Here is a 22,461-nt window from a genome sequence, read left to right on the forward strand (position 1 = left end):
TCCGCAGGCAGGCCCGACGGGCCCCCTTGTCCGGTTCGCCCGTGTGAGCGCGTAAAGTCGTCCGTCGTGAACGAGACGGCGGCAGGGCGAGCACCCAGGGGCGGCCTGCCGTGCTGCGCCGTCCGCGACCTGGTGAAGACCTACCGCGCCGGACGCGGCTCCGCGGCCACCGGCATCCGGGCCAACGACGGGATCACGCTGACCGTCCGGACGGGTGAGATCTTCGGGCTGCTCGGACCCAACGGCGCCGGCAAGTCCACCCTCGTGCGCCAGCTCTGCGGGCTGCTGCGCCCCGACTCCGGCTCGATCGAACTCTTCGGGCACGACGTCGTGCGCCACCCCGAGCTGGCCGCCCGCCTGCTCGGGTACCTCGGGCAGGAGTCCACCGCCCTCGACGAACTGACCGTCGCGCTCGCCGCCGAGACCACCGGACGGCTGCGCGGGCTCAGCCGGGCGCAGGCCCGGGCCGAGGCCGGCGAGATGCTGACCGAACTGGGGCTGGAGCCGATCGCCGGCCGGCCGCTCGCCAAGCTCTCCGGCGGGCAGCGCCGCCTCGCGTGCTTCGGCGCCGCGCTGGTGGGGGAGCGGCCGCTGCTGGTGCTCGACGAGCCCACCACCGGGATGGACCCCGTCGCCCGCCGCGCCGTCTGGGCCGCCGTCGACCGGCGCCGGGCCGAGCGCGGCACCACCGTGCTGCTCGTCACCCACAACGTCATCGAGGCGGAGACCGTCCTCGACCGGGTCGCCGTGGTCGACGAGGGACGGGTCATCGCCTGTGACACGCCGGGCGGGCTCAAGGCCCTCGTGGACGGCGACGTCCGGCTCGACCTGGTGTGGCGGGACGAGGCCCCGGTCGGCGTGCCGGCCGTCGCCGAGCTCGCCGAACGGGCCGAGCGCACCGGCCGCCGCTGGACCGTGCGCACCAGCCCCGAGCAGGCCCGCGAACTCGTCGCCGCCGTCACCACCGGCCCGGCCTTCGCCGCCCTCGACGACTTCACCCTCGCCACGCCGAGCCTTGAGGACGCCTACCTCAAGCTGGGCGGCCGCCACGGAGGACTGGCCAAGTGACGCTGCTCTCGGTGCCGCCCCGGACCGCCGCCGACCCGGGCCCCGCGCCCGCCCCGCTCGCCCCCGCGGCGCGGCTGCTGCCCGCGCTCGCGGCCGTCTACCGGGCACAGCTCGCCCGCGCCCGGGTGGCGCGGATCCCGCTGCTGTTCGTGGCGACGTTCCAGTCCCTCGGCATCCTCGTGATGATGCGGGGCGTCGTCGACCCCGGGCAGAACTCGGCCGCGCGGTCGGTGGTCGCCGGGTCCAGCGTGCTGGTGGTGGCGTTCGTCGCGCTCAACCTGCTCGCGCAGTACTTCGGGAAGCTGCGGGCCACCGGCGGCCTCGACCACTACGCGACGCTGCCGGTGCCGGCGGCCTCCGTGGTGCTGGGCGCGGCCGGGGCGTACGCGTCGTTCACGCTGCCCGGCACGGTGGTGACGGCGGCGGTGGGCGCGGTCATGTTCGGGCTGCCGCTCGGCCAGCTGTGGGTGCTGCTCGCGGTGGTGCCGCTCGCCGGGGCCGCGCTGTCCGGGCTCGGCGCGGCCTGCGGGCTGCTCGCGCCGCGGCAGGAGATCGCCACCATGCTCGGGCAGCTCGGGATGTCCGCGGCGCTGCTGCTCGGCGTCCTGCCGGTGGACCACTTGCCGCAGCCGGTGCTGTGGCTGCGCGACCTGCTGCCGTCCACGTACGGCGTGGAGGCCTTCGCCCGTACGTTCACGGCCGACCCGGACTGGGCGCTGGTCGCGGGTGACCTCGCGGTCTGCGCGGGGGTGGGCGTCGTGTCGCTGGCGATCGCCACCTGGGCGTACCGGCGGGCCGTCTCCCGGTAGGGCGCACGGCCGCGGCACCCGGGCGGCGGTCCCTCCGGGGCGCGATCGTGAAACGATGGGGTCCGTGACCGTACCGAACACACCTCCGGATCCCACCCGCGACGACGTGCCCGCGGTGCCGGACGCCAACCCGTTCGCGCCGCCGCAGACCCACGACGTCGCCGGGCTGCCGCCGCTCCCGGAGGGGATCGGGGGCGTCTCCAAGGCCGAGAGCTCGCCGGTGGACCGGCTGATGTCGGAGCTGCGGATCGGTGCCGCGACGGTGGTCGTGTGCGCGGTCCTCGGGCTCGCCATGGCCGGGCTGTGGGCCTGGCTGGCGCCCAAGGTGCCGCTGGTCGTCGACGGGGACCGGATCCTGTACGCCGACCCCGAGGGCGAGCAGCGCGCCGGGGCCGACGCGGTGTTCGTGCTCGTCGGGCTCGGCATGGGGATCGTCACGGCGCTCGGGGCCTTCCTCGTCACGCGCCGCCGCGGCGGGGGCATCTCGGTCGCGGTGGGGCTGGCCGTCGGCGGGCTGCTCGGCTCGCTCGGCGCCTGGCGGCTCGGGCGGTCGTTCGGACCCAGCCACGACCTGATCGGGGAGGCCCGGCGGGTCGGCAACGGGGGACGCTTCTACGCGGACATCGACCTGGGGGCGCACGGCGCCCTGCTGGCCTGGCCGATGGCGGCGATGGTGCTGCTGCTCCTGCTGTCGGCGGCGTTCGGCAAGCGCGAGGAGGACCCGCCGCCGTACTGGGCGGGGCCGTACGGGCAGCCTCCGCTGGAGGGGGCGGTCGGGCAGGCCGGGCTGGACGGGCAGGCCGGGCTGGACGGGCACGCGGGGCTGGACGGGCACGCGGGGCTGGACGGGCACGCGGGGCCGGACGTGAAGGACGGGCCGGCGGGGGAGCAGGGCGGGGCTGACGGCCGGCGGCCGGGTCTCGGGTAGCGGCTCTTCCAGGCCGCCTCAGCGGGCGATGGGGGCGGTCGTCGCCTTGGTCAGGGTGATCAGGTCGGTCGGGGCCAGTTCCACTTCCAGGCCCCTGCGGCCCGCCGACACGTAGATCGTCGGGTGCGTCATCGCGCCCTCGTCGACGACCGTCCGCAGCGGGCGGCGCTGGCCCAGCGGGGAGATGCCGCCGCGGACGTAGCCGCTGCTGCGTTCGGCGGCGGCCGGGTCGGCCATGGCGGCGCGCTTGCCGCCCGCGGCGGCGGCCAGCGCCTTGAGGTCGAGCTGGCCGGCGACCGGGACCACACCGACGGTCAGGACGCCGTCCACGTCGGCGACCAGGGTCTTGAAGACCCGTTCGGCGGGGACGCCCATGGCCTCGGCGGCCTCGCCGCCGTAGGAGGCGGCGGCCGGGTCGTGCTCGTAGGAGTGCACGGTGAACGGGACGGCGGCGGTCTCCAGGGCGACGGTGGCCGGGGTGCCCTGGCCGCCCTTCTTCGGCTTCCTGGCCACGGGAGCTCCTCGGGTCACACGGGGTTCGGCGGAGGTCAGTTGGGGCTGAACGACTGGCGGGTCAGGTCCACCGCGGGCAGCGACGGCAGCCAGCTGAGCACGGCCGTCTCGCGGCGCAGCAGGTCGAGTTCGGTGCGCAGCCGCTGGGCGGTGTCGGGACAGGCCAGCAGCCGCTGCTTGACCGGCGTCTCGAACACCGAGGCGGCGGCGACCAGGTAGGAGAGCACCTGCGGGTCGTCGGGGAGCTCCTGGTGGCCGACGGTGCTGGCCTCGCGGGCGCCGGCCAGCCGCTTCTGGTAGGCGCGGAACGCCCGCTCGACCTCGGCGGCGAGGGCGCCGGAGCCCTCGCCGGGCCGCTCCTCGATCGGCTCGATCTCACCGGTCAGGTACGGACCGGAGGCGTCCACGTCGCGCAGCAGGAACCGGGTGGTGCCGGTGACCAGGAGCTCGTACCGGCCGTCGGGCTGGTCCTGGACGGAGGCGACGTCGGCGACGCAGCCGACGCGGTGGATCGCCTCCAGGGCGTCCCCGGTGAACGTGCCGAGGCCGTCCAGCGGGCCCGCCGGGCCCTCGTCGGGGCGGACCGGGGCGACCTCGCGGCCGTCCTTGATCGCGAGCACGCCGAAGCGGCGCGGCTCGTCCTCCGGCTGTTCGAGCAGGTCGGCGACGAGACGGCGGTAGCGCTCCTCGAAGACGTTCAGGGGCAGCACGAGGCCCGGGTAGAGCACGGTGTTCAGCGGGAAGAGCGGCAGCCGTTCTGTCACGGCCGACAGCGTAGTTCCCCGGGCCCCGGCCTTGTCGCGGGGTTTGTCACGGGGTTCGTCGCGGTCGCCCGCGCCGGAGTCCGGCTCACCCGCGCTGGAGCATCCGCGTGGCGCCCGCGACGACGGTGGTGGCGAGCAGCCAGCCGACCACGACGAGGCCGGCGGAGACCCACTGGGCGAGGCCGCCGGGGTTCCACGCGCCCTGGTTGAGGTCGACGATCGGCAGGAGCTGGTTGAGCGTGTACAGCACCGGGTTCCAGTTCGGGCGCTCGTCGGCCTTCAGCGGGTTGAGCGGGTGGGTGGCGAAGAACACGCTGCCGAGGGCCCAGGCGAGGAGCAGCCACAGGGCGGCGCGGCCGGGGCGGAAGCCGTAGCCGACGCTGACGTCCTGGACGGTGCCCCAGATCCGGGCGGGCAGCGGGAGCGTCTCGCGGCGGCGGCGCTGCTTGGCGTAGAGCACCTCGCGGGCGTCGTCGTCGGCGCCGTCGCGGCGCATGGCCGCGGCGAGCTGCTCGTAGGACTCGGGCTGGAAGTCGACGGTGGAGCCCTCCAGCCAGGCGATGCGCTGCTGGACGGTGAACGGCGCGGCCGGGCGCAGGACCTCGTAGGTGAAGCCGGTGAGGCCGAGGTGCTTGCCGAGCGGCCAGGCGTCCGGGGTGTCGACGAGGTTGCCGACCCGGGCGCGGGAGAGCGAGACCGGGCCGGTGGGCCGCATGCGGCAGGTGAAGCGCAGTTCGGGGGTGTGGATGCGGCGCAGCGAGAGCTCGTCGTCGCCGTCCAGGTGGAACTCGCCCGAGATCAGGCAGGCGCCGTCGAAGCGGGCGTCGGACAGCCGCACCTGGCCGTGGGCGCGGAACGGGGTGCTGGGGGCGCCGGCCGGCGCGGTCTGGCCGTAGCCGGAGCCGTAGTAGCCGCGGGAGCCGAACCAGCCGCCGTCGGCGGAGCTGGTGAGGTAGGCGGTGTGGCCGACGGTGATCCGGACGGCGTTGAGGCAGATCCGGTTGTCCGGGACGGCGTGGAGCTGGGCGCCGCGCAGCGAGAGCCGGCCGCCGATGCGGGCGGTGCGCAGGCTGAGCTCGCCGTGGACCTCGATCCGGTCGGCCTCGAAGTCCTGGTGGACGGTCATGCCGTCGGCGGAGAGCGCGCGTCCGTAGCGGTCGGAGCCGAGACGGGTCACGTTGAGCAGCAGGTCGGTGCCGATCTTGGCGTCGGTGAGCCGGACGCCCTCCGGTATGCGGCAGCGCGCGAGGTGGAGGTCGCCGGTGGTGGCCAGCCGGGAGGCCTCCAGGCGGGGTATCAGGCAGTCGACCATCCGGACGGTGCTGGCCTCGGCCTCGGACATCAGGACCTTGTGTTCGAAGCGGCAGCCGTACAGCTCGACGTACTGGTTGATCCGGCCGCCGGCGAGGTTGAGCGCGCCGGTGACGTTGACGCCGTTCATCCGCAGGGAGGAGACCCGGCCCGGGGCGGCGGTGGGGCCGGCCAGCAGCAGGCGGGCCAGGATCTCGGCGCGGACGGTGCGCTCGGAGCCCCATTCGGCGTCGCCGTAGGGGTCGTCCTCGGCTGATTTCCGGGCCCGGCGGTCGAAGACGTCCCCCTGGCGGAAGGCCTCCCAGAGTTCCTTTTCCGTGTCGGTCCAGTCCTCCGGCGCGCGCTCCGCCATGCTTTCCCCCGTCCCCCCGGTCGTCTCGCCTTTCGTATCACGGAGTGAAATGCGGGACCAGTGGTTTCGGCCACTCCTTACACTGGGTGGCGTGATCTCTCGAATCGACCTCCGCGGCTCGCTGGACGACCCGCGTGACCTGCTGCCCCGTGCCGAGTTCGACGTGGCGGCCGCCCTGGAGAAGGTGCGGCCGATCGCCGAGGACGTGCACCATCGCGGGGTCGCGGCGCTGATCGAGATCACCGAGCGCTTCGACGGCGTCCGGCTGGAGTCGACCCGTGTCCCGGCCGAGCAGCTCACCGAGGCCCTGGAGACGCTGGACCCGAAGGTGCGCGCCGCGCTGGAGGAGTCGATCCGCCGCGCCCGGGCCGTGCACGCGGACCAGCGCCGCACCGAGCACACCACGCAGGTGGTGCCGGGCGGCACCGTCACCCAGCGCTGGGTGCCGGTGGACCGGGTCGGGCTGTACGTGCCGGGCGGGCTGGCGGTGTACCCGTCGTCCGTCGTGATGAACGTCGTGCCGGCCCAGGAGGCGGGCGTCCGGGGCATCGCCGTCACCTCGCCGCCGCAGAAGGCCCCTCTGAACAGTAGGTGGGGCGGCGGCCGGGTGCACCCGACGATCCTGGCGGCCTGCGCGCTGCTCGGCGTGGACGAGGTGTACTCCGTCGGCGGCGCCCAGGCGGTCGCGATGTTCGCGCTCGGCACCGAGGAGTGCGCGCCGGTGAACATGGTCACCGGCCCGGGCAACATCTACGTCGCCGCCGCCAAGCGCTACTTCGCCGGCCGGATCGGCATCGACTCCGAGGCCGGCCCGACCGAGATCGCCGTCCTCGCCGACGACAGCGCGCTGCCGTCCGACGTCGCCGCCGACCTGATCAGCCAGGCCGAGCACGGCCCGACCTCCGGCTCGGTGCTGGTCACCGACTCGCCGGCGCTGGCCGACGCGGTCGAGGCCGAGCTGGCCGTGCAGGTCGCGCGGACCAAGCACGGCGAGCGCGTCGCCGAGGCGCTCGGCGGCCGGCAGTCCGGCATCATCCTGGTCGACGACCTGGAGCAGGGCCTGACCGTCGTCAACGCCTACGCCGCCGAGCACCTGGAGATCCAGACCCGGGACGCGCACGCGGTGGCCGCGAAGGTCCGCAACGCGGGCGCGATCTTCATCGGCCGCTGGACGCCCGTCTCGCTGGGCGACTACGCGGCCGGCTCCAACCACGTCCTGCCCACCGGCGGCTGCGCCTGCCACTCGTCCGGCCTGTCGGTGCAGACCTTCCTGCGCGGCGTCCAGGTCGTCGAGTACGACCGGGACGCGCTCGCGGACATCGCCGCGCACGTCGTCAACCTGGCCGACGCGGAAGACCTGCCGGGGCACGGCGACGCCATCAAGGCTCGGTTCGATTGGACGGTTCCCGGCTCGTGACGCGCACCACTCGCATTGACGACCTTCCCATCCGGGACGAGCTGCGGGGCCAGTCTCCGTACGGCGCGCCGCAGTTGGACGTGCCGGTACAGCTCAACACCAACGAGAACCCGTACCCGCTGCCGGAGGAACTGGTCGCCCGGATCGCCGAGCGAGTCGCCGAGGCCGCCCGGGGGCTCAACCGCTACCCCGACCGCGACGCGGTCGAGCTGCGCGAGGGGCTCGCGGCCTACCTGAGTCGCACCACCGGCTTCCCGGTGGCCCGCGAGCAGGTCTGGGCCGCCAACGGCTCCAACGAGGTGCTCCAGCAGCTCCTCCAGACCTTCGGCGGCCCCGGCCGCCGCGCGCTCGGCTTCGAGCCGTCCTACTCGATGCACGCCCTCATCTCCCGGGGCACCGGCACCGAGTGGATCTCCGGCCCGCGCAACGACGACTTCACCATCGACGTGGACGCGGCCGTCGCCACGATCGCCGAGCACAGGCCCGACGTGGTCTTCGTCTGCTCGCCGAACAACCCCACGGGCACCGCGGTGGCCGCCGACGTCGTGCTGCGCCTGTACGAGGCCGCCCAGGCGGCCCGGCCCAGCCTGGTCGTCGTCGACGAGGCCTACGTCGAGTTCTCGCACCGCGCCTCGCTGCTGCCGCTCATCGAGGGCCGCCCCAACCTGGTGGTCACCCGCACCATGTCCAAGGCCTTCGGCGCGGCCGGCCTGCGCCTCGGCTACCTGGCCGCCGACGCGGCCGTGGTGGACGCGGTCCAGCTGGTCCGCCTGCCCTACCACCTGTCGGCCGTCACCCAGGCCACCGCGCTGGCCTGCCTGGAGCACACCGACACCCTGCTCGGGTACGTCGGGCGGCTCAAGGAGGAGCGCGACCGCCTGGTGGACTCGCTGCGCGGGCTCGGCCTGGAGGTGACCGACTCGGACGCCAACTTCGTCCAGTTCGGCCGCTTCGCCGACACCCACGCCGTCTGGCAGGCCATCCTCGACCAGGGCGTCCTGGTCCGTGACAACGGTGTCCCGGGGTGGCTTCGCGTCACCGCCGGCACGCCGGCCGAGAACGACGCCTTCCTGGACGCCGTTCGCACTGTGATCAAGGAGCTGTAACCCCGTATGTCCCGCATCGGACGCGTTGAGCGCACCACCAAGGAGACCTCGGTCCTGGTCGAGATCGACCTCGACGGCACCGGCAAGACCGACATCTCCACGGGCGTCGGGTTCTACGACCACATGCTCGACCAGCTCGGTCGCCACGGTCTGTTCGACCTCACCGTCAAGACCGACGGCGACCTGCACATCGACACCCACCACACCATCGAGGACACCGCCCTCGCGCTCGGCGCCGCCTTCAAGCAGGCGCTCGGCGACAAGGTCGGCATCTACCGCTTCGGCAACTGCACGGTGCCGCTGGACGAGTCGCTCGCCCAGGTCACCGTCGACCTCTCCGGCCGCCCCTACCTGGTGCACACCGAGCCGGAGCACATGGCGCCGATGATCGGCAGCTACGACACCACGATGACCCGGCACATCCTGGAGTCCTTCGTGGCCCAGGCGCAGATAGCCCTCCACGTCCACGTGCCGTACGGTCGCAACGCGCACCACATCGTCGAGTGCCAGTTCAAGGCGCTCGCACGGGCCCTGCGCTACGCCTCCGAGCGCGACCCGCGCGCGGCCGGCATCCTCCCCTCGACCAAGGGTGCACTGTGAGCAAGACCGCCGTGGCTCTCCTCTTCGTCGGCCTCTTCCTGGCCGGCGGGGTGATCTCGTTCTGGAAGCAGAAGCTGCCGAAGGGCGTCATCCTGGTGCTCGCGATCGGCTCCGTGATGTGCCTGGCCGCCGGCGCCATGCGCCTGTAGTGCGCGCGTACGCAGAGAGACTGGACACCTGAACATGGGCAAGAACGTCGTCGTCCTCGACTACGGATCGGGCAACCTGCGCTCCGCGCAGCGGGCCCTGGAGCGCACCGGCGCCACCGTCACCGTGACCTCCGACTTCGACACGGCGATGGCCGCGGACGGCCTGCTCGTTCCCGGCGTCGGCGCCTTCGAGGCGTGCATGCGCGGCCTCAAGTCGGTCCGCGGCGAGTGGATCATCGGCCGCCGGCTCGCCGGGGGCCGCCCGGTCATGGGCATCTGCGTCGGCATGCAGATCCTCTTCGAGAAGGGGGTCGAGCACGGCGTGGAGACGGCCGGCTGCGACGAGTGGCCGGGCACCGTCGAGCCGCTGGACGCCCCGGTCGTCCCGCACATGGGCTGGAACACCGTGGACGTGCCCGAGGGCAGCCGGATGTTCGCCGGCCTCGACCCGCAGACCCGCTTCTACTTCGTGCACTCCTACGGCGTGCGGCACTGGGAGCTGGAGGCGCACAGCGCGCGCATCCACGCCCCGCTCGTCACCTGGGCCACCCACGGGCAGCCGTTCGTCGCGGCCGTCGAGAACGGGCCGCTGTGGGCCACCCAGTTCCACCCCGAGAAGTCCGGCGACGCCGGCGCCGCCCTGCTGACCAACTGGGTCAACACCCTCTGACCGTCTGAGAGTTGTTACTGATGAGCCTTGAGCTGCTGCCTGCCGTCGATGTCCGGGACGGCCAGGCCGTCCGTCTGGTCAAGGGCGCCTCCGGCACCGAGACCTCCTTCGGCGAGCCGCTCGCCGCCGCACTCGCCTGGCAGAACGCCGGCGCCGAGTGGCTGCACCTGGTCGACCTGGACGCCGCCTTCGGGACCGGGAGCAACTACGAGCTGCTGCGCGAGGTCACCGGCCGGCTGGACATCAAGGTCGAGCTGTCCGGCGGCATCCGCGACGACGAGTCGCTCGCCCGCGCCCTCGCCACCGGCTGCACCCGCGTCAACCTCGGCACCGCCGCCCTGGAGGCCCCCGAGTGGGTCGCCAAGGCCATCGCCGAGCACGGCGACAAGATCGCCGTCGGCCTCGACGTCGTCGGCACCACCCTGCGCGGCCGCGGCTGGACCCGCGACGGCGGGCAGCTCTTCGACGTCCTGGACCGCCTGAACCAGGAGGGCTGCGCCCGCTACGTCGTCACCGACGTCAACCGCGACGGCACCCTCACCGGCCCCAACCTCCAGCTGCTGAGCGACGTCTGCGCCGCCACCGACCGCCCGGTCGTCGCCTCCGGCGGCGTCTCCTCGCTGGACGACCTGCGCGCCATCGCCGGCCTCGTCGGCGAGGGTGTCGAGGGCGCCATCGTGGGCAAGGCACTGTACGAGCAGAAGTTCACCCTCGAAGAGGCCCTGGCGGCGGTTTCGGGCTGATGCCGCCGATGTCGGGCCGGCGTCGGGCCGAGGTGAGGCCGACGCCGCCGATGACGGAAGAGACGGTTACAGGATGACGGAACGTCGGATCGTACGCGGCCGGGTCGCCGGATTCTCCCCCTGGGAGGACGAGTTCGGCTACTCGCGCGCGGTCGTCGCGGGCGACCACGTGCACGTGGCCGGCTCCACCGCCTGGGTGGACGGCCGGATCGAGCACGAGGGCGACCCGTACGGGCAGACGCTCGCCGCGTTCGGCGTCGGGCTCACGGCCCTGGCCGCGTACGGTCTGACGGCGGACGACGTCGTCCGCACCCGGATGTACATCACCCACGTCCGCGACGCCGAGGAGGTGGGCCGCGCCCACCGTCAGCTCTTCGACGCCGCCCGCCCGGTGGCCACCATGGTGGTGGTCGAGGGCCTGATCGACTCCCGGATGATGGTCGAGGTCGAGATCGACGCGTACCGCACCGGGCTGGCAAAGACCCTGGAAGCCCCGGAAGGCAATCAGCCGTGACCCTTGCAGTACGTGTCATCCCCTGCCTGGACGTCGACGCCGGGCGGGTGGTCAAGGGCGTCAACTTCCAGAACCTGCGCGACGCCGGCGACCCGGTCGAGATGGCCAAGCTCTACGACGCCGAGGGCGCCGACGAGCTCACCTTCCTCGACATCACCGCCTCCTCCGGCGACCGCGAGACCACCTACGACGTGGTCCGCCGCACCGCCGAGCAGGTGTTCATCCCGCTCACCGTCGGCGGCGGCATCCGCGCCGTCGAGGACGTCGACAAGCTGCTGCGGGCCGGCGCGGACAAGGTGGGCGTCAACACCGCGGCCATCGCCAGGCCGGAGCTCGTGCGGGAGATCGCCCAGCGGTTCGGGCGGCAGGTGCTGGTGCTGTCGGTCGACGCCCGGCGCTGCCCTCCCGGCACCGAGACCGAGTCCGGCTTCGAGGTCACCACGCACGGCGGGCGCCGCGGCACCGGCCTCGACGCGGTCGAATGGGCGGGCCGCGCGGCCGAGTTGGGCGCGGGCGAGATCCTGCTCAACTCGATGGACGCCGACGGCACCAAGGACGGCTACGACCTGGACCTGATCCGGGCCGTGCGCAAGGCCGTCTCCGTGCCGGTGATCGCCTCCGGCGGCGCCGGCAAGCTCGCCGACTTCGCCCCGGCCGTCGAGGCGGGCGCGGACGCGGTGCTCGCGGCGAGCGTCTTCCACTTCGGGGACCTGCGGATCGGCGAGGTCAAGAACGCGCTGCGGGAGGCCGGGCACCCGGTACGGTGACGCGTTCTGCGCGTCGAGGAGGGCCCGCCACCGTCCCTGGTGGCGGGCCCTGCTCGTTGTGCCGCTACTGCCGGGGCTCGCCCTTGATCAGCGCGAAGGGGGCGCCGTTCGGGTCCGCGAGCCAGGCGATCCGGCCGACGTTCTCCACGTCCGCGGCGGGCATCAGCACCGTGCCGCCGGCCGCCGTCGCCTTGGCGATCAGCGCGTCCACGTCGTCGGCGGCGAAGTACGGCGTCCAGGCGGACGGCTGGGCCGCGTCCATCACCGGGGCGATGCCGCCGAAGCTCGTCTCCTGCTGGTCGCCCTCGGCGGTCGAGACCACCCGGTAGCTCATGCCCGGGGACGGCTCGAAGTTCTCCACCCGCCAGCCGAACAGGGTCTCGTAGAACGCGAAGCCGGCGTCCTGGTCGGAGGTGTGCAGTTCGGACCAGCACATGGTCCTGTCGGTCGAGACGGCGTCCAGGCCCTTGGTGTTGCCGGCCTCCCACAGCGCGAACCGGGCACCCTGCGGGTCGGTGACCTGGGCGAAGCGGCCCTCGCCCATGACGTCCATCGGCGGGACGAGCACCGTGCCGCCGGCCTGCTCGGCGGTCTTGACGGCGGCGTCCACGTCGGGGGTGCGGAAGTACGTCGTCCAGGTGGACTGGTCGCCCTCGTCGAGCGGGCCGACGGCGCCGACGGTCTTGCCGTCCAGCTGGAGGAAACCGTAGCCGCCCGTCTCCGGGCCGGCCGACTGGAACGTCCAGCCGAAGACCTTGTCGTAGAACTCGGTGGTGGCGGGGATGTCCGGGCTGCCCAGGTCGATCCAGCAGGGCGAACCGGCGGGGAAGTCGGTGGTGAGCATGAGGTGGTGCCCCTTCGACGGAGAACTGACCGGAGCGGTTTCCGACAGGCGCGCGCACGCCCCCTCCCCGGCCACCTGAGAGTCTGCACCGGGCCACTGACAATCGCAGCCGGGACGGGATGGGGCGGGTCGGGCCGGTCCCTCGAACGGGGCATCCCCGGCGATGCCGAGGCCCGTGCGCGGGAAGTCGGCGCGGTCGACTTCCCGCACGTGGTCGGCCGGTTCCGGACGGGCGGCCGGGTGTCGTCGTCGCGCGGGTGCGCTCGGGGTGGGGGGGTGGGGGGGCGCGGGGGGGGGGGGCGCGGGGGGGGGGGGGGGGGGGGGGCGCGGGGGGGGGCGGGGGGTGGGGGGGGGGGGGGGGGGGGGGTGGGCGCGCCCCGGCCGGCGGCCCCCCCCCCCCCACCGCGGATCATCGGGCGCGCTACCGAGGGGGCAGGGGCAGGGCGTGGCGGAGGGCCTCGACGGCGTCCGAGGGGCCGTCGACGGTGAGGGTCGTGCGGGCGCCGCGGCCGTAGGTGAAGAGGATCAGGTCGGCCGGCTCGCCGGTGATGCGGACGACCGGGGCGCCGGTGGGGCCGGCGGTGACGGTGCGGCCGTCGGGGTGGTGGAGTTCGAGGCGGACGGGGGAGCGGCGGCCGGCTTCGAAGCGGGCGAGGAGGGGGAGGCGGCGCCACAGGGCCTCGGAGCGGCCGGGCGGGACGGGGTGGGGGGTCCAGTCGTCGGCCGCTCGCAGGACGTCCTCGGCGTGCACGAAGTACTCGACGGTGTTGGCCGCTTCGTCCGCGCCGGGGAGCGCGAAGAAGGAGAACACCGGCGGGCCGGAGCGGAAGAGGCCGACCAGCTCGTCGTACGGGCGCTCGGCGTAGGCCGACTGCACCCGGTGGGTCCAGCCCGCGAGGGCGCCGACGCGGATGCCGGGGGCCGCGTCCGCCCGGCGTTCGCGGATCACCAGGTGGGCGGCGAGGTCGCGGGTGGTCCACCCGGCGCAGAGGGTGGGGGCGTCCGGCCCGGCGGCGGCCAGGAGTTCGGCGAGGCGGTGACGCTCGGCGAGGGCGTGGTTCGACATGGCGTCACCTTAGAACGTGGTGGGCTCAGCGGAGGTGGCCGGTGAGCTTGGGGCCGCCCTGGCGGTTGCTGAGGGTCAGCGCGCACGTGTAGTCCCGCCAGCCCTGCTGGTAGTTGGCCATGGTCGGGCCGACCGGGCGGCCGTAGTAGGTGCGGGCGTCGCCCTGGCGGGCCTTGGCGGCGGTCTCGGCGGCCTTGCAGCCGTCGAGGATCGCGAGGTTGATCTTGAGGTCGCCGGTGAGGCCCTCGGGCAGCTTGAGGTCGGCGATCACCTCGCCGTCGTGTTCGCCGGTGCAGGGCCGTTCCTCGGACCGGACGATCGCCGGGCTGAGCTGCGGGTGGTCGAAGCAGGTGCCGACCGGGAAGAAGGCGTACGGCGGGGTGGGGGTCGGGGTGGGCGTGGGCGTCGGGGTGGGGGTCGGCGTCGCGGTGGCCGTGGTCGCGGGGGTGGGCGGGGGAGGTGCGGCGGCCGGCTTCTTGTCGTCGGGCCAGAGCATGACGGTCGCCACCACCGCGAGCAGGGCGACGAGGACCGCCGCGACGGTGAGGACCAGGCCGCGGGACGGGCGCGGGTCGGCGGCTGCGGACGGCGGCTGCTCGGAGGTCATGGCCATGAGGATGGCCCAAACCGGTGCTCCGCGGCAGGTGGTTGGCCGAACTCGTCCCCCCATTGGGTAGGCTCCCGGGCGGCACGACACGATCCCGGGAGTTGGGAATGCGCGTCGGAATCACCGGACACCAGGGCCTGTCGGGCGGCATCACGGAGATGCTGGTCCGCGGCGACCTCTGGCAGCTGGTCACCACCTTCGGCTCGTACGAGCTCGTCGGCGTCACCTGCGCCGACGAGGGGCCGGACACCTGGTTCGCCCGGTCCGTCCTGGAGCACGGCGGCAAGCTGGAGATCATCGTCCCCGCGAGTGCGCCGCTCGTCGGCCGCGCCGACGACCACCACCGGGCCACCCGGCTGGAGCTGATGAACGAGGCGAACGCCGTCCACCGGCTGGCCGCGGCCGAGCGCGGGGGCCTCGGCGACGACACCGGGCGGGCGCTGGTCGGCATGATCGACGAGCTGATCGCCGTCTGGGACGGAGAACCGTGGGACGGCGAGCCCGGCAACGGGCCGGCCCGGGTGGCCGCACTGGCTCAGGGGGCCGGGCTGTTCGTCCACCGGATCTGGCCCGCCGGCTGCGAGCGGCCCCGCTGACCTGCGCCGGCCGCGATGCGGACGGCGCACCGGGCGCCCCGGCCGGGCTGACACAATGTCCCCATGTCCACCACACCCGCCGCCCCCGGCACCACCGCCCTGGACCCCGCGATCGCGGCCCGCCTCAAGCGCACCGAGGACGGCCTGCTGCCGGCCATCGCGCAGCAGCACGACACCGGCGAGGTGCTGATGCTCGGCTGGATGGACGACGAGGCGCTGCACCGCACGCTCACCACCGGCCGCTGCACCTACTGGAGCCGCAGCCGCCGCGAGTACTGGGTCAAGGGCGACACCTCCGGGCACGTCCAGGCGGTCAAGTCGGTGGCGCTCGACTGCGACGGCGACACCCTGCTGGTCAAGGTCGACCAGACCGGTGCCGCCTGCCACACCGGCGACCGCACCTGCTTCGACGCCGACGTGCTCCCGCTCGCCTGACCACACCAAAGCCTCCGACCCTGAAGGTGCCGCCCGCCATGGACCTCGAAGCCTTCCGCAAGCTCGCCGTCGACACCCGGGTCATCCCGGTCACCCGCAGGCTCCTCGCGGACGGCCTCACCCCGATCGGCCTCTACCGCAGCCTGGCCGGCGAGCGGCCCGGCACCTTCCTGCTGGAGTCCGCCGAGCAGGGCCGCAGCTGGTCGCGCTACTCCTTCGTCGGCGTGCGCAGCGCCGCCACCCTCACCGTCGGCCCGGACGGCGACGCCCGCTGGCTCGGCGCCCCGCCGGTCGGCATCCCCACCGGCGGGGACCCGCTGGAGGTGCTGCGCGCGGCCCTGGAGGCCCTGCACACCCCCCGGCACTCCGACGACGGCCTGCCGCCGCTCACCGGCGGCCTGGTCGGCTACCTCGGCTACGACGTCGTGCGCCGCCTGGAGAAGCTGCCGGACCTCAACCCGGACGACCTCGGGCTCCCCGAGCTGACGATGCTGCTCGCCACCGACCTCGCCGTGCTGGACCACGTCGACGGCACGGTGCTGCTGATCGCCAACGCCGTCAACCACAACGACCTCGCCAGCGGCGTCGACGAGGCCCACGCGGACGCGGTGGCCCGGCTCGACGCGATGGAGGCGGACCTGCTCAGGCCCGTCGACCCCGGGCTCGCCACCTTCACCCCGGCCGGCCCCGGCGACGTCCGCTCGCCGTTCGGCGGCGCGCCCTACCGGGCCGCGGTGGACGTGATCAAGGAGCGGATCCGGGCCGGCGAGGCCTTCCAGGTCGTGCCCTCGCAGCGCTTCGAGGCACCCTGCCCGGCCTCCGCGCTGGACGTCTACCGGGTGCTGCGCACCACCAACCCGAGCCCGTACATGTACCTGTTCCGCTTCCCGGGCCCCGACGGCGGCGCGGAGGGCGGCTTCGACGTGGTCGGCTCCAGCCCGGAGGCGCTGGTCAAGGTCACCGACGGCGAGGCGATGCTGCACCCGATCGCCGGCACCCGCCACCGCGGCGCGAGCCCGCACGAGGACGCGGCGCTGGCCGCCGAGCTGCTCGCCGACCCCAAGGAGCGCGCCGAGCACCTGATGCTGGTCGACCTGGGCCGCAACGACCTCGGCCGGGTCTGCGAGCCGGGCAGCGTCGAGGTGGTCGACTTCATGCACATCGAGCGCTACAGCCACGTCATGCACATCGTCTCGACCGTCACCGGCAAGGTGGCGCCCGGGCGGACCGCCTTCGACGTGCTGACGGCGTGCTTCCCGGCCGGCACCCTCTCGGGCGCGCCCAAGCCCCGGGCGATGCGGATCATCGAGGAGCTGGAGCCCACCCGCCGGGGCCTGTACGGCGGCTGCGTCGGCTACCTGGACTTCGCCGGCGACTCCGACACCGCGATCGCGATCCGGACCGCTGTGCTGCGCGACGGCACCGCGTACGTGCAGGCCGGCGCCGGCGTGGTGGCCGACTCCGACCCGCACGGCGAGGACACCGAGTGCCGCAACAAGGCGGCCGCCGTGCTGCGGGCGATCGCCACCGCCAATACGCTGCGGACGCCGGAGCTTTCGTAGCCCCACAGGTACGCAAGGGAGGCGGCCGGGATGTCCGAGGTGCCGCAGGACGAGCGGCGGTGGGTGGCCGTGCTCGCCGCCGCCGTCCAGATCGGGGACCAACTGGCGGGCCACGGAAGGGTGTTGTCGCAGGTCCTGATCGACTTCCGGGCCGCGCCCGGCGGCCTCGCCCCCGACCTGGCGGTGATCGCCCCGGGTGCCGCGCGGGGCGCCGGGGGGCGCTACGACGGGACGTCCGTGGAGGCCGTCCTGGAGGTGGCCGCCCCGGGCGGCGGCCACGGCGCGGCGGCGCGCGCGTACGCGGAGTCCGGGCTGCCGCTGTACGTGGTGGTGGACCCGGTGGCCGGCGTCTGCACCGTGCACACCGCCCCGGCGCCGGGCGGGGTGTACCGGGAGGCCGAACGGGTGCCGATCGGCAACGACCTCTTCCTGCCGCTCGGCGAGCGGACGCTCGTGCTCCAGACCGACGGGTTCGTGGTGGAGCGCCCCACCCCGGGTACGGCCTGAGAACGCGGCCGGGGGATAGTGGACGGGTGAGCGCTGACCAGAACCCCGTACCCGACACCGCCCCGGCCGCGCGGCCGGGCCGGCGCACGCTCGGCGTGATGCTGCTGCTGACCGTGCTGAGCGCCGTCCTGGTGCTGACCGCGGTCGGCCGGGACTGGGCGCAGGGCCGGGCCGGCACCCTGGAGGTGTCCGTCAGCGGCGGCCGGATCTCCGAACTGCCCGGCGGGCTGGCCCTGGTGGGCCTGGCCGCCGCCATCGCGGTGTTCGCGGTGCGCGGCGCCGGACGGCTCGCGGTCGGCGCGCTGACCCTGCTGGCCGGGATCGGCGTGGCCGCCACGGCGGTGGCCGGCGCCGGCGACACCGCCGCGCTGGACGCCGAGGCGGCCCGCAAGCTCGCCCTGGCCGGCTCGACGGCCACGGAGGTCGGCCACAGCGGCTGGCCGTGGGTGGCGGTGGCCGGCGGGGTGCTGCTCGCCGTCGCCGGGCTGCTCACGCTGCGCTTCGGCCGCGGCTGGCCGGCCATGGGCAGCCGCTACGAGGCGCCCACCGGCAAGGCCCCGGTGAAGAGCCCGGCCAAGGGCGCCGCGAAGGGCGCGGACACCCCGGCCGACCTGTGGAAGGCGCTGGACCGCGGCGAGGACCCGACGGCCGTCTAGGGCCTGTCCTTCGGCGCAACCGGAAGACACTCCCCAGGCCCGTCCCCGGCCGTCCACTGTGACGCGATAGACCCGCCACCCGCTTTGGGCCGCCGACATGTGGCCCGGCACAATGGAACCCGTCAAACCCGCCGGCGGCCCCGCAGGCCCGGCCGGGCCCCGAGAGCCAAGGAGCACCATCGATGGCAGCAGCAGCACACGGCCACAACCCCGCCGCCTGGACCGGCGTCGTCATCTCCTTCGTCGGCTTCGGCATCGCGGGCGTCGCGATGATCCTGCCGTCGCCGCTGCTGGTCGTGGCCGGTCTCGCGGTCGTCCTCGTCGGCGGCATCGTCGGCAAGGCCATGGCGATGGCCGGCATGGGCAAGCAGCCGAGCACCAACGTCTACACGTCCGTCCAGGAGCAGACCGAGGCCCGCGCCGCGCGCGCTGCCGTCGCCGCCTGACGACGACACCCTTCGCACTGCAGAACGGCGGGCGCCACGCCCGCCGTTTTCGCATCCCCGGCCCCCGCGCCGGGCACAATCGGGGGCGTGAACGCCGCCCCCGCCGCCTCCGCCCCGCCGCCCGTGCTGCGGCGGATGGGCCCGCCGCTGGCCGCACTGGCCGCCGCGGCCGTGCCCGCCGTGTACGTCTCCGTGGTGGACCCGAACGCACCCGGGCACTACCCGACCTGCCCCTTCCTGGCCGCGACCGGCTGGTGGTGCCCCGGCTGCGGGGGACTGCGCTGCGTCCACGCGCTGGCCCACGGGGACTTCACCGCCGCGCTGCACGACAACGCCGTCGCGGTGCTCCTGTTCGCCGTCCTGGCGCTGATGTGGCTGCGCTGGGCCTGGGCCGCGCTGACCGGCGGCCCGGTGCCGCGGATGTCGGTCGGGGCGCGCCGCTGGGCGCTGATCGGACTGCTGGTGCTGGTGTTCACCGTCGTGCGCAACCTGCCGGTCGGGGCGGGGCTGGCTCCGCCGCTGGTCTGAGCCGGGGAGCCCGGTCCGGGCCGGGGGCGCCCGGCCCTGGGTGGAGAAGCGGTGAAGTCGCAGTTGAGAGCCGCCGCAAGGGGCGTCCGGTCCGCGAGACGCGCGCCGGGCTGATGCGGTTCGCGCCCCCGGGTGCCGATACCATCGAAGAGCCGACGGGCCTCTGTCCGACGGCTACCGGCTAGCTGAACTAGCAGAAACGATGGGGGCACTGCGCCGTGAGTGAGCGGAGCGACCGAACCATTGACAGGTGCGTGTTGCGCGATGCGCCTGCCGAGCGCAGCGAGGTGGACGCATGAGTGTGCTCGACACGATCATCGAAGGGGTCCGCGAGGACCTCGCCGAGCGGCAGGCCCGGGTCTCCCTGGACGAGCTCAAGGAGCTCGCCGCCAAGGCCCCGGAGGCCAAGGACGGCGTCGCCGCCCTCAAGGGCGACGGGATCCGGGTGATCTGCGAGGTGAAGCGCTCCAGCCCGTCCAAGGGCGCCCTGGCCGCGATCGCCGATCCGGCCGCCCTGGCGGTCGACTACGCGGCCGGCGGCGCCGCCGCGATCAGCGTGCTGACCGAGCAGCGCCGCTTCGGCGGGTCGCTGGCCGACCTCGACGCGGTCCGCGCGGCGGTGGACACCCCGCTGCTGCGCAAGGACTTCATCGTCACCGCCTACCAGCTGTGGGAGGCCCGCGCGCACGGCGCCGACCTCGCGCTGCTGATCGTCGCCGCCCTCGACCAGCCGGCCCTGGTGTCGCTGATCGAGCGCGCCGAGTCGATCGGCCTCACGCCACTGGTGGAGGTGCACGACGAGGAGGAGATCAAGCGCGCGGTGGACGCCGGGGCGCGGATCATCGGCGTCAACGCCCGCAACCTCAAGACGCTGGAGGTCGACCGCGACACCTTCGGCAACGTCGTCCACGCGATCCCGGACGGCATCGTCAAGGTCGCCGAGTCCGGCGTGCGCGGCCCGCTGGACGTCATCTCCTACGCCAACCTCGGCGCCGACGCGGTGCTGGTCGGCGAGTCCCTGGTGACCGGCAAGGACCCGCGGGCCGCGGTCGCCGACCTGGTCGCCGCCGGGGCCCACCCGGCCGTGCGGCACAAGGACTGAGCGCAGCAGATGAAGATCGCCACCCGTCTCGCCCCCGGCTGCCGCCCGCGCGGCTGCCGCGCGCCCGCGCGCCGGGTGCTGGGGCGGCGGGTGCGCTACGTCATCGGCTGTGAGCCCGGGCAGGTGCCCGGCCGGCGATGGCGCGGGACGCTCGGCTGATCACCGGCCACGAGACGTCACTGTCGTCATCTCCCCAAGGGAAACCACCATGTCCGACAAGGACCACCAGTCCGGCGCGCACGTGCCGGACGCCCGCGGCTACTTCGGCGCGTACGGGGGCCGCTTCATCCCGGAGGCGCTGGTCGCCGCCGTCGAGCAGGTCGCCGAGGAGTACGAGAAGGCGAAGACCGACCCGGCCTTCACCGCCGAGCTCGACGCCCTGCTCAAGGACTACACGGGCCGTCCGAGCCCGCTGACCGACGTGCACCGCTTCTCCGCCGAGGCGGGCGGCGCGCGGATCCTGCTCAAGCGCGAGGACCTGAACCACACCGGCTCGCACAAGATCAACAACGTGCTGGGCCAGGCGCTGCTCACCCGCCGGATGGGCAAGACCCGGATCATCGCCGAGACCGGCGCCGGCCAGCACGGCGTGGCCACCGCCACCGCCTGCGCGCTGTTCGGCTTCGACTGCACGATCTACATGGGCGAGGTCGACACTCAGCGCCAGGCGCTGAACGTCGCCCGGATGCGGATGCTCGGCGCCGAGGTGGTGGCCGTCAAGTCCGGCAGCCGCACCCTCAAGGACGCCATCAACGAGGCGTTCCGCGACTGGGTCGCCAACGTCGACTCCACGCACTACCTGTTCGGGACCGTCGCCGGGCCGCACCCCTTCCCGATGATGGTCCGCGACTTCCACCGCGTCATCGGCGTCGAGGCGCGCGAGCAGGTCCTCGACCGCACCGGGCGGCTGCCCGACGCCGTCGTCGCGTGCGTCGGCGGCGGCTCCAACGCGATGGGCATCTTCCACGAGTTCATCCCGGACGCCGGCGTGCGCCTGATCGGCTGCGAGGCGGCCGGCGAGGGCGCCGAGACCCCCAGGCACGCGGCCACCCTCACCAAGGGCGACCCCGGCGTGCTGCACGGCTCGCGCACCTACGTCCTCCAGGACGAGGACGGCCAGACCATCGAGTCGCACTCCATCTCGGCCGGCCTCGACTATCCGGGCGTCGGCCCGGAGCACGCCTGGCTCAAGGACACCGGACGGGCCGAGTACCGCCCGGTCACCGACGACGCCGCGATGCAGGCGCTGCGCCTGCTCTCCCGCACCGAGGGCATCATCCCGGCCATCGAGAGCGCCCACGCGCTGGCCGGCGCCCTGGAGCTCGGCCGCGAACTCGGGCCGGAGGCCACCATCCTGGTCTCGCTCTCCGGGCGCGGCGACAAGGACATGCACACGGCGGCCCAGTACTTCGGCCTGTACGACGAGCCGGCCGGCGACGCGGCCGACGGGGGTAAGTGACATGGCGAGCAAGCTCAGCGGCATCCTGACCAAGGCCAAGGCCGACGACCGCGCCGCGCTGATCGGCTACCTGCCGGCCGGCTTCCCGACCGTCGACGGCGGCATCCGGGCGATCGGGGCGCTGGTCGAGGGCGGCTGCGACGTCGTCGAGGTCGGCCTGCCGCACTCCGACCCGGTGCTGGACGGCGCCGTCATCCAGACCGCCGACGACATCGCCCTGCGCGGCGGCGTGCGGATCAAGGACGTCCTGCGGACCGTCCAGGAGGTCGCCACCGCGCACCCGCGGGCGGCGGTGCTGGTGATGACCTACTGGAACCCGGTCGACCGCTACGGCGTGGCCCGCTTCGCCGCCGACCTGGCGGCCGCCGGCGGGGCCGGCTGCATCCTGCCGGACCTGCCGGTCGAGGAGTCCCGGGAGTGGCGCAAGGCGGCGGACGAGCACGGTCTGGACACCGTGTTCGTGGTCGCCCCCAGCAGCAAGGACGAGCGGCTGGCCGAGGTCACCGCGGCCGGCAGCGGGTTCGTGTACGCCGCCGCGGTGATGGGCGTGACGGGCACCCGCAGCGCGGTCGGCTCGCTCGCCGAGGACCTGGTCGCCCGCACCCGGGCCACCACGGACCTGCCGGTCTGCGTCGGGCTCGGCGTCTCCACGCCGGAGCAGGCGGCCGAGGTCGCGGCCTTCGCGGACGGCGTGATCGTCGGGTCCGCGTTCGTGAAGCGGATCCTGGAGGCGGACGGGGACGAACCGGCCGCGCTCGACGCCGTCCGCGCCCTGGCCGGCGAACTGGCGCAGGGCGTACGGCGACGCTGACGCGCTGACCGATAGGGACGGCTGACGGCCCGGGGGGGGGGGGGGGGGCGCGGGGCCGGCGGGGTGGGGGGGGGGGGCGGGGGGGACCGGCCGTTGGGTGTGGGTGGGGCCGCCAGGGGGTGACCGCCGCC

28 protein-coding genes are annotated in these 22,461 nt (G+C 74.3%); 22 read left to right on the top strand and 6 right to left on the bottom strand.

All coding sequences use genetic code 11. From position 1 onward, the window contains the following. Positions 1–66: 66 nt before the first annotated feature. The 3 genes from ACFV4F_RS08575 to ACFV4F_RS08585 all read left to right on the top strand — a co-directional run bounded on the left by ACFV4F_RS08575 (position 67) and on the right by ACFV4F_RS08585 (position 2,805). Positions 67–1,068, top strand: a complete 1,002-nt coding sequence (locus ACFV4F_RS08575; protein ID WP_380501060.1) for an ABC transporter ATP-binding protein — start codon at positions 67–69, stop codon at positions 1,066–1,068. Continuing rightward, positions 1,065–1,877, top strand: a complete 813-nt coding sequence (locus ACFV4F_RS08580) for an ABC transporter permease (RefSeq protein ID WP_380440566.1) — start codon at positions 1,065–1,067, stop codon at positions 1,875–1,877. The genes ACFV4F_RS08575 and ACFV4F_RS08580 overlap by 4 nt, the downstream gene beginning before the upstream one ends. A 64-nt stretch (positions 1,878–1,941) precedes the next feature. Continuing rightward, positions 1,942–2,805 (top strand): hypothetical protein, encoded by an 864-nt coding sequence (locus tag ACFV4F_RS08585; RefSeq protein WP_380501062.1) that lies wholly within the window; start codon positions 1,942–1,944, stop codon positions 2,803–2,805. 18 nt (positions 2,806–2,823) lie between these two features. Here ACFV4F_RS08585 and ybaK read toward each other — a convergent pair whose 3' ends face one another. The 3 genes from ybaK to ACFV4F_RS08600 form a co-directional block, all read right to left on the bottom strand. Further along, positions 2,824–3,318 carry a Cys-tRNA(Pro) deacylase gene (gene ybaK, locus ACFV4F_RS08590; RefSeq protein WP_380501064.1) on the bottom strand — a complete coding sequence of 165 codons (495 nt, stop codon included), beginning with the start codon at positions 3,316–3,318 and terminating at the stop codon, positions 2,824–2,826. Positions 3,319–3,353: 35 nt separating this feature from the next. Beyond that, positions 3,354–4,082 (bottom strand): LON peptidase substrate-binding domain-containing protein, encoded by a 729-nt coding sequence (locus ACFV4F_RS08595; RefSeq protein WP_380492841.1) that lies wholly within the window; start codon positions 4,080–4,082, stop codon positions 3,354–3,356. A gap of 85 nt (positions 4,083–4,167) precedes the next feature. Continuing rightward, positions 4,168–5,745 (bottom strand): oxidoreductase, encoded by a 1,578-nt coding sequence (locus tag ACFV4F_RS08600; RefSeq protein ID WP_380501066.1) that lies wholly within the window; start codon positions 5,743–5,745, stop codon positions 4,168–4,170. A 91-nt stretch (positions 5,746–5,836) separates the two neighbouring features. Between ACFV4F_RS08600 and hisD the strand changes: the two genes are divergently transcribed. The 8 genes from hisD (at position 5,837) to hisF (ending at position 11,711) form a co-directional block, all read left to right on the top strand. After that, positions 5,837–7,162: a histidinol dehydrogenase gene (gene hisD / locus ACFV4F_RS08605; RefSeq protein ID WP_380501068.1), complete on the top strand. Its 1,326-nt coding sequence runs from the start codon at positions 5,837–5,839 to the stop codon at positions 7,160–7,162. Next, positions 7,159–8,268 carry a histidinol-phosphate transaminase gene (locus ACFV4F_RS08610; protein ID WP_380492837.1) on the top strand — a complete coding sequence of 370 codons (1,110 nt, stop codon included), beginning with the start codon at positions 7,159–7,161 and terminating at the stop codon, positions 8,266–8,268. Before hisD ends, ACFV4F_RS08610 begins: the two co-directional genes overlap by 4 nt. A 6-nt stretch (positions 8,269–8,274) precedes the next feature. Beyond that, a complete protein-coding gene (hisB, locus tag ACFV4F_RS08615; protein WP_359963098.1) occupies positions 8,275–8,868 on the top strand; it encodes an imidazoleglycerol-phosphate dehydratase HisB in 594 nt (197 codons plus the stop codon). Further along, positions 8,865–9,017 (top strand): hypothetical protein, encoded by a 153-nt coding sequence (locus tag ACFV4F_RS08620; RefSeq protein WP_329928313.1) that lies wholly within the window; start codon positions 8,865–8,867, stop codon positions 9,015–9,017. Before hisB ends, ACFV4F_RS08620 begins: the two co-directional genes overlap by 4 nt. A gap of 34 nt (positions 9,018–9,051) precedes the next feature. Continuing rightward, complete coding sequence (gene hisH / locus ACFV4F_RS08625; RefSeq protein WP_380440552.1) at positions 9,052–9,687, top strand: imidazole glycerol phosphate synthase subunit HisH; 636 nt, start codon at positions 9,052–9,054, stop codon at positions 9,685–9,687. A 17-nt stretch (positions 9,688–9,704) separates the two neighbouring features. Continuing rightward, a complete protein-coding gene (priA, locus tag ACFV4F_RS08630) occupies positions 9,705–10,430 on the top strand; it encodes a bifunctional 1-(5-phosphoribosyl)-5-((5-phosphoribosylamino)methylideneamino)imidazole-4-carboxamide isomerase/phosphoribosylanthranilate isomerase PriA (RefSeq protein WP_380440604.1) in 726 nt (241 codons plus the stop codon). A 73-nt stretch (positions 10,431–10,503) separates the two neighbouring features. Next, positions 10,504–10,944, top strand: coding sequence for a RidA family protein (locus ACFV4F_RS08635; RefSeq protein ID WP_380440550.1), 441 nt, complete (start codon positions 10,504–10,506; stop codon positions 10,942–10,944). Next, the gene (gene hisF / locus ACFV4F_RS08640) at positions 10,941–11,711 is read left to right on the top strand and encodes an imidazole glycerol phosphate synthase subunit HisF (protein ID WP_380440548.1); all 771 of its coding nucleotides are present in this window, start codon (positions 10,941–10,943) and stop codon (positions 11,709–11,711) included. Before ACFV4F_RS08635 ends, hisF begins: the two co-directional genes overlap by 4 nt. A 64-nt stretch (positions 11,712–11,775) precedes the next feature. On the opposite strand, the gene ACFV4F_RS08645 is transcribed toward hisF, so the two are convergent. The 3 genes from ACFV4F_RS08645 to ACFV4F_RS08655 form a co-directional block, all read right to left on the bottom strand. Continuing rightward, positions 11,776–12,555 carry a VOC family protein gene (locus ACFV4F_RS08645; protein ID WP_380501070.1) on the bottom strand — a complete coding sequence of 260 codons (780 nt, stop codon included), beginning with the start codon at positions 12,553–12,555 and terminating at the stop codon, positions 11,776–11,778. A gap of 421 nt (positions 12,556–12,976) precedes the next feature. Further along, positions 12,977–13,621: a TIGR03085 family metal-binding protein gene (locus tag ACFV4F_RS08650; RefSeq protein ID WP_380501072.1), complete on the bottom strand. Its 645-nt coding sequence runs from the start codon at positions 13,619–13,621 to the stop codon at positions 12,977–12,979. Between the two features lie 25 nt (positions 13,622–13,646). After that, on the bottom strand, positions 13,647–14,228 hold the full coding sequence (locus ACFV4F_RS08655) for a hypothetical protein (RefSeq protein ID WP_380501074.1): 582 nt from the start codon (positions 14,226–14,228) through the stop codon (positions 13,647–13,649). Between the two features lie 107 nt (positions 14,229–14,335). Between ACFV4F_RS08655 and ACFV4F_RS08660 the strand changes: the two genes are divergently transcribed. The 11 genes from ACFV4F_RS08660 to trpA all read left to right on the top strand — a co-directional run bounded on the left by ACFV4F_RS08660 (position 14,336) and on the right by trpA (position 22,330). After that, positions 14,336–14,824 (top strand): hypothetical protein, encoded by a 489-nt coding sequence (locus tag ACFV4F_RS08660; RefSeq protein WP_380501076.1) that lies wholly within the window; start codon positions 14,336–14,338, stop codon positions 14,822–14,824. A 63-nt stretch (positions 14,825–14,887) separates the two neighbouring features. Further along, positions 14,888–15,259, top strand: a complete 372-nt coding sequence (hisI, locus tag ACFV4F_RS08665) for a phosphoribosyl-AMP cyclohydrolase (RefSeq protein WP_329928306.1) — start codon at positions 14,888–14,890, stop codon at positions 15,257–15,259. 38 nt (positions 15,260–15,297) lie between these two features. Then, positions 15,298–16,821: an anthranilate synthase component I gene (locus ACFV4F_RS08670; RefSeq protein WP_380440540.1), complete on the top strand. Its 1,524-nt coding sequence runs from the start codon at positions 15,298–15,300 to the stop codon at positions 16,819–16,821. A gap of 30 nt (positions 16,822–16,851) precedes the next feature. Next, positions 16,852–17,328: a Uma2 family endonuclease gene (locus ACFV4F_RS08675; RefSeq protein WP_380492824.1), complete on the top strand. Its 477-nt coding sequence runs from the start codon at positions 16,852–16,854 to the stop codon at positions 17,326–17,328. A gap of 26 nt (positions 17,329–17,354) precedes the next feature. Next, entirely contained in the window at positions 17,355–17,984 is a 630-nt protein-coding gene (locus tag ACFV4F_RS08680; protein ID WP_380501078.1) for a TIGR02234 family membrane protein, read from the top strand. 182 nt (positions 17,985–18,166) lie between these two features. Beyond that, entirely contained in the window at positions 18,167–18,430 is a 264-nt protein-coding gene (locus ACFV4F_RS08685; protein ID WP_380440534.1) for an HGxxPAAW family protein, read from the top strand. 87 nt (positions 18,431–18,517) lie between these two features. Then, the gene (locus ACFV4F_RS08690) at positions 18,518–18,958 is read left to right on the top strand and encodes a DUF2752 domain-containing protein (protein ID WP_380440532.1); all 441 of its coding nucleotides are present in this window, start codon (positions 18,518–18,520) and stop codon (positions 18,956–18,958) included. A gap of 295 nt (positions 18,959–19,253) precedes the next feature. Continuing rightward, a complete protein-coding gene (gene trpC, locus ACFV4F_RS08695; RefSeq protein WP_359963056.1) occupies positions 19,254–20,060 on the top strand; it encodes an indole-3-glycerol phosphate synthase TrpC in 807 nt (268 codons plus the stop codon). Between the two features lie 9 nt (positions 20,061–20,069). Continuing rightward, entirely contained in the window at positions 20,070–20,219 is a 150-nt protein-coding gene (gene trpM, locus ACFV4F_RS08700; protein ID WP_329928299.1) for a tryptophan biosynthesis modulator TrpM, read from the top strand. 49 nt (positions 20,220–20,268) lie between these two features. Beyond that, positions 20,269–21,519 carry a tryptophan synthase subunit beta gene (gene trpB / locus ACFV4F_RS08705; RefSeq protein ID WP_380492817.1) on the top strand — a complete coding sequence of 417 codons (1,251 nt, stop codon included), beginning with the start codon at positions 20,269–20,271 and terminating at the stop codon, positions 21,517–21,519. A 1-nt stretch (position 21,520) separates the two neighbouring features. Continuing rightward, a complete protein-coding gene (gene trpA, locus ACFV4F_RS08710) occupies positions 21,521–22,330 on the top strand; it encodes a tryptophan synthase subunit alpha (RefSeq protein WP_380501080.1) in 810 nt (269 codons plus the stop codon). Positions 22,331–22,461 lie beyond the last annotated feature (131 nt).

The sequence above is a fragment of the Kitasatospora sp. NPDC059722 genome, from assembly GCF_042733235.1.
Lineage (GTDB): Bacteria > Actinomycetota > Actinomycetes > Streptomycetales > Streptomycetaceae > Kitasatospora.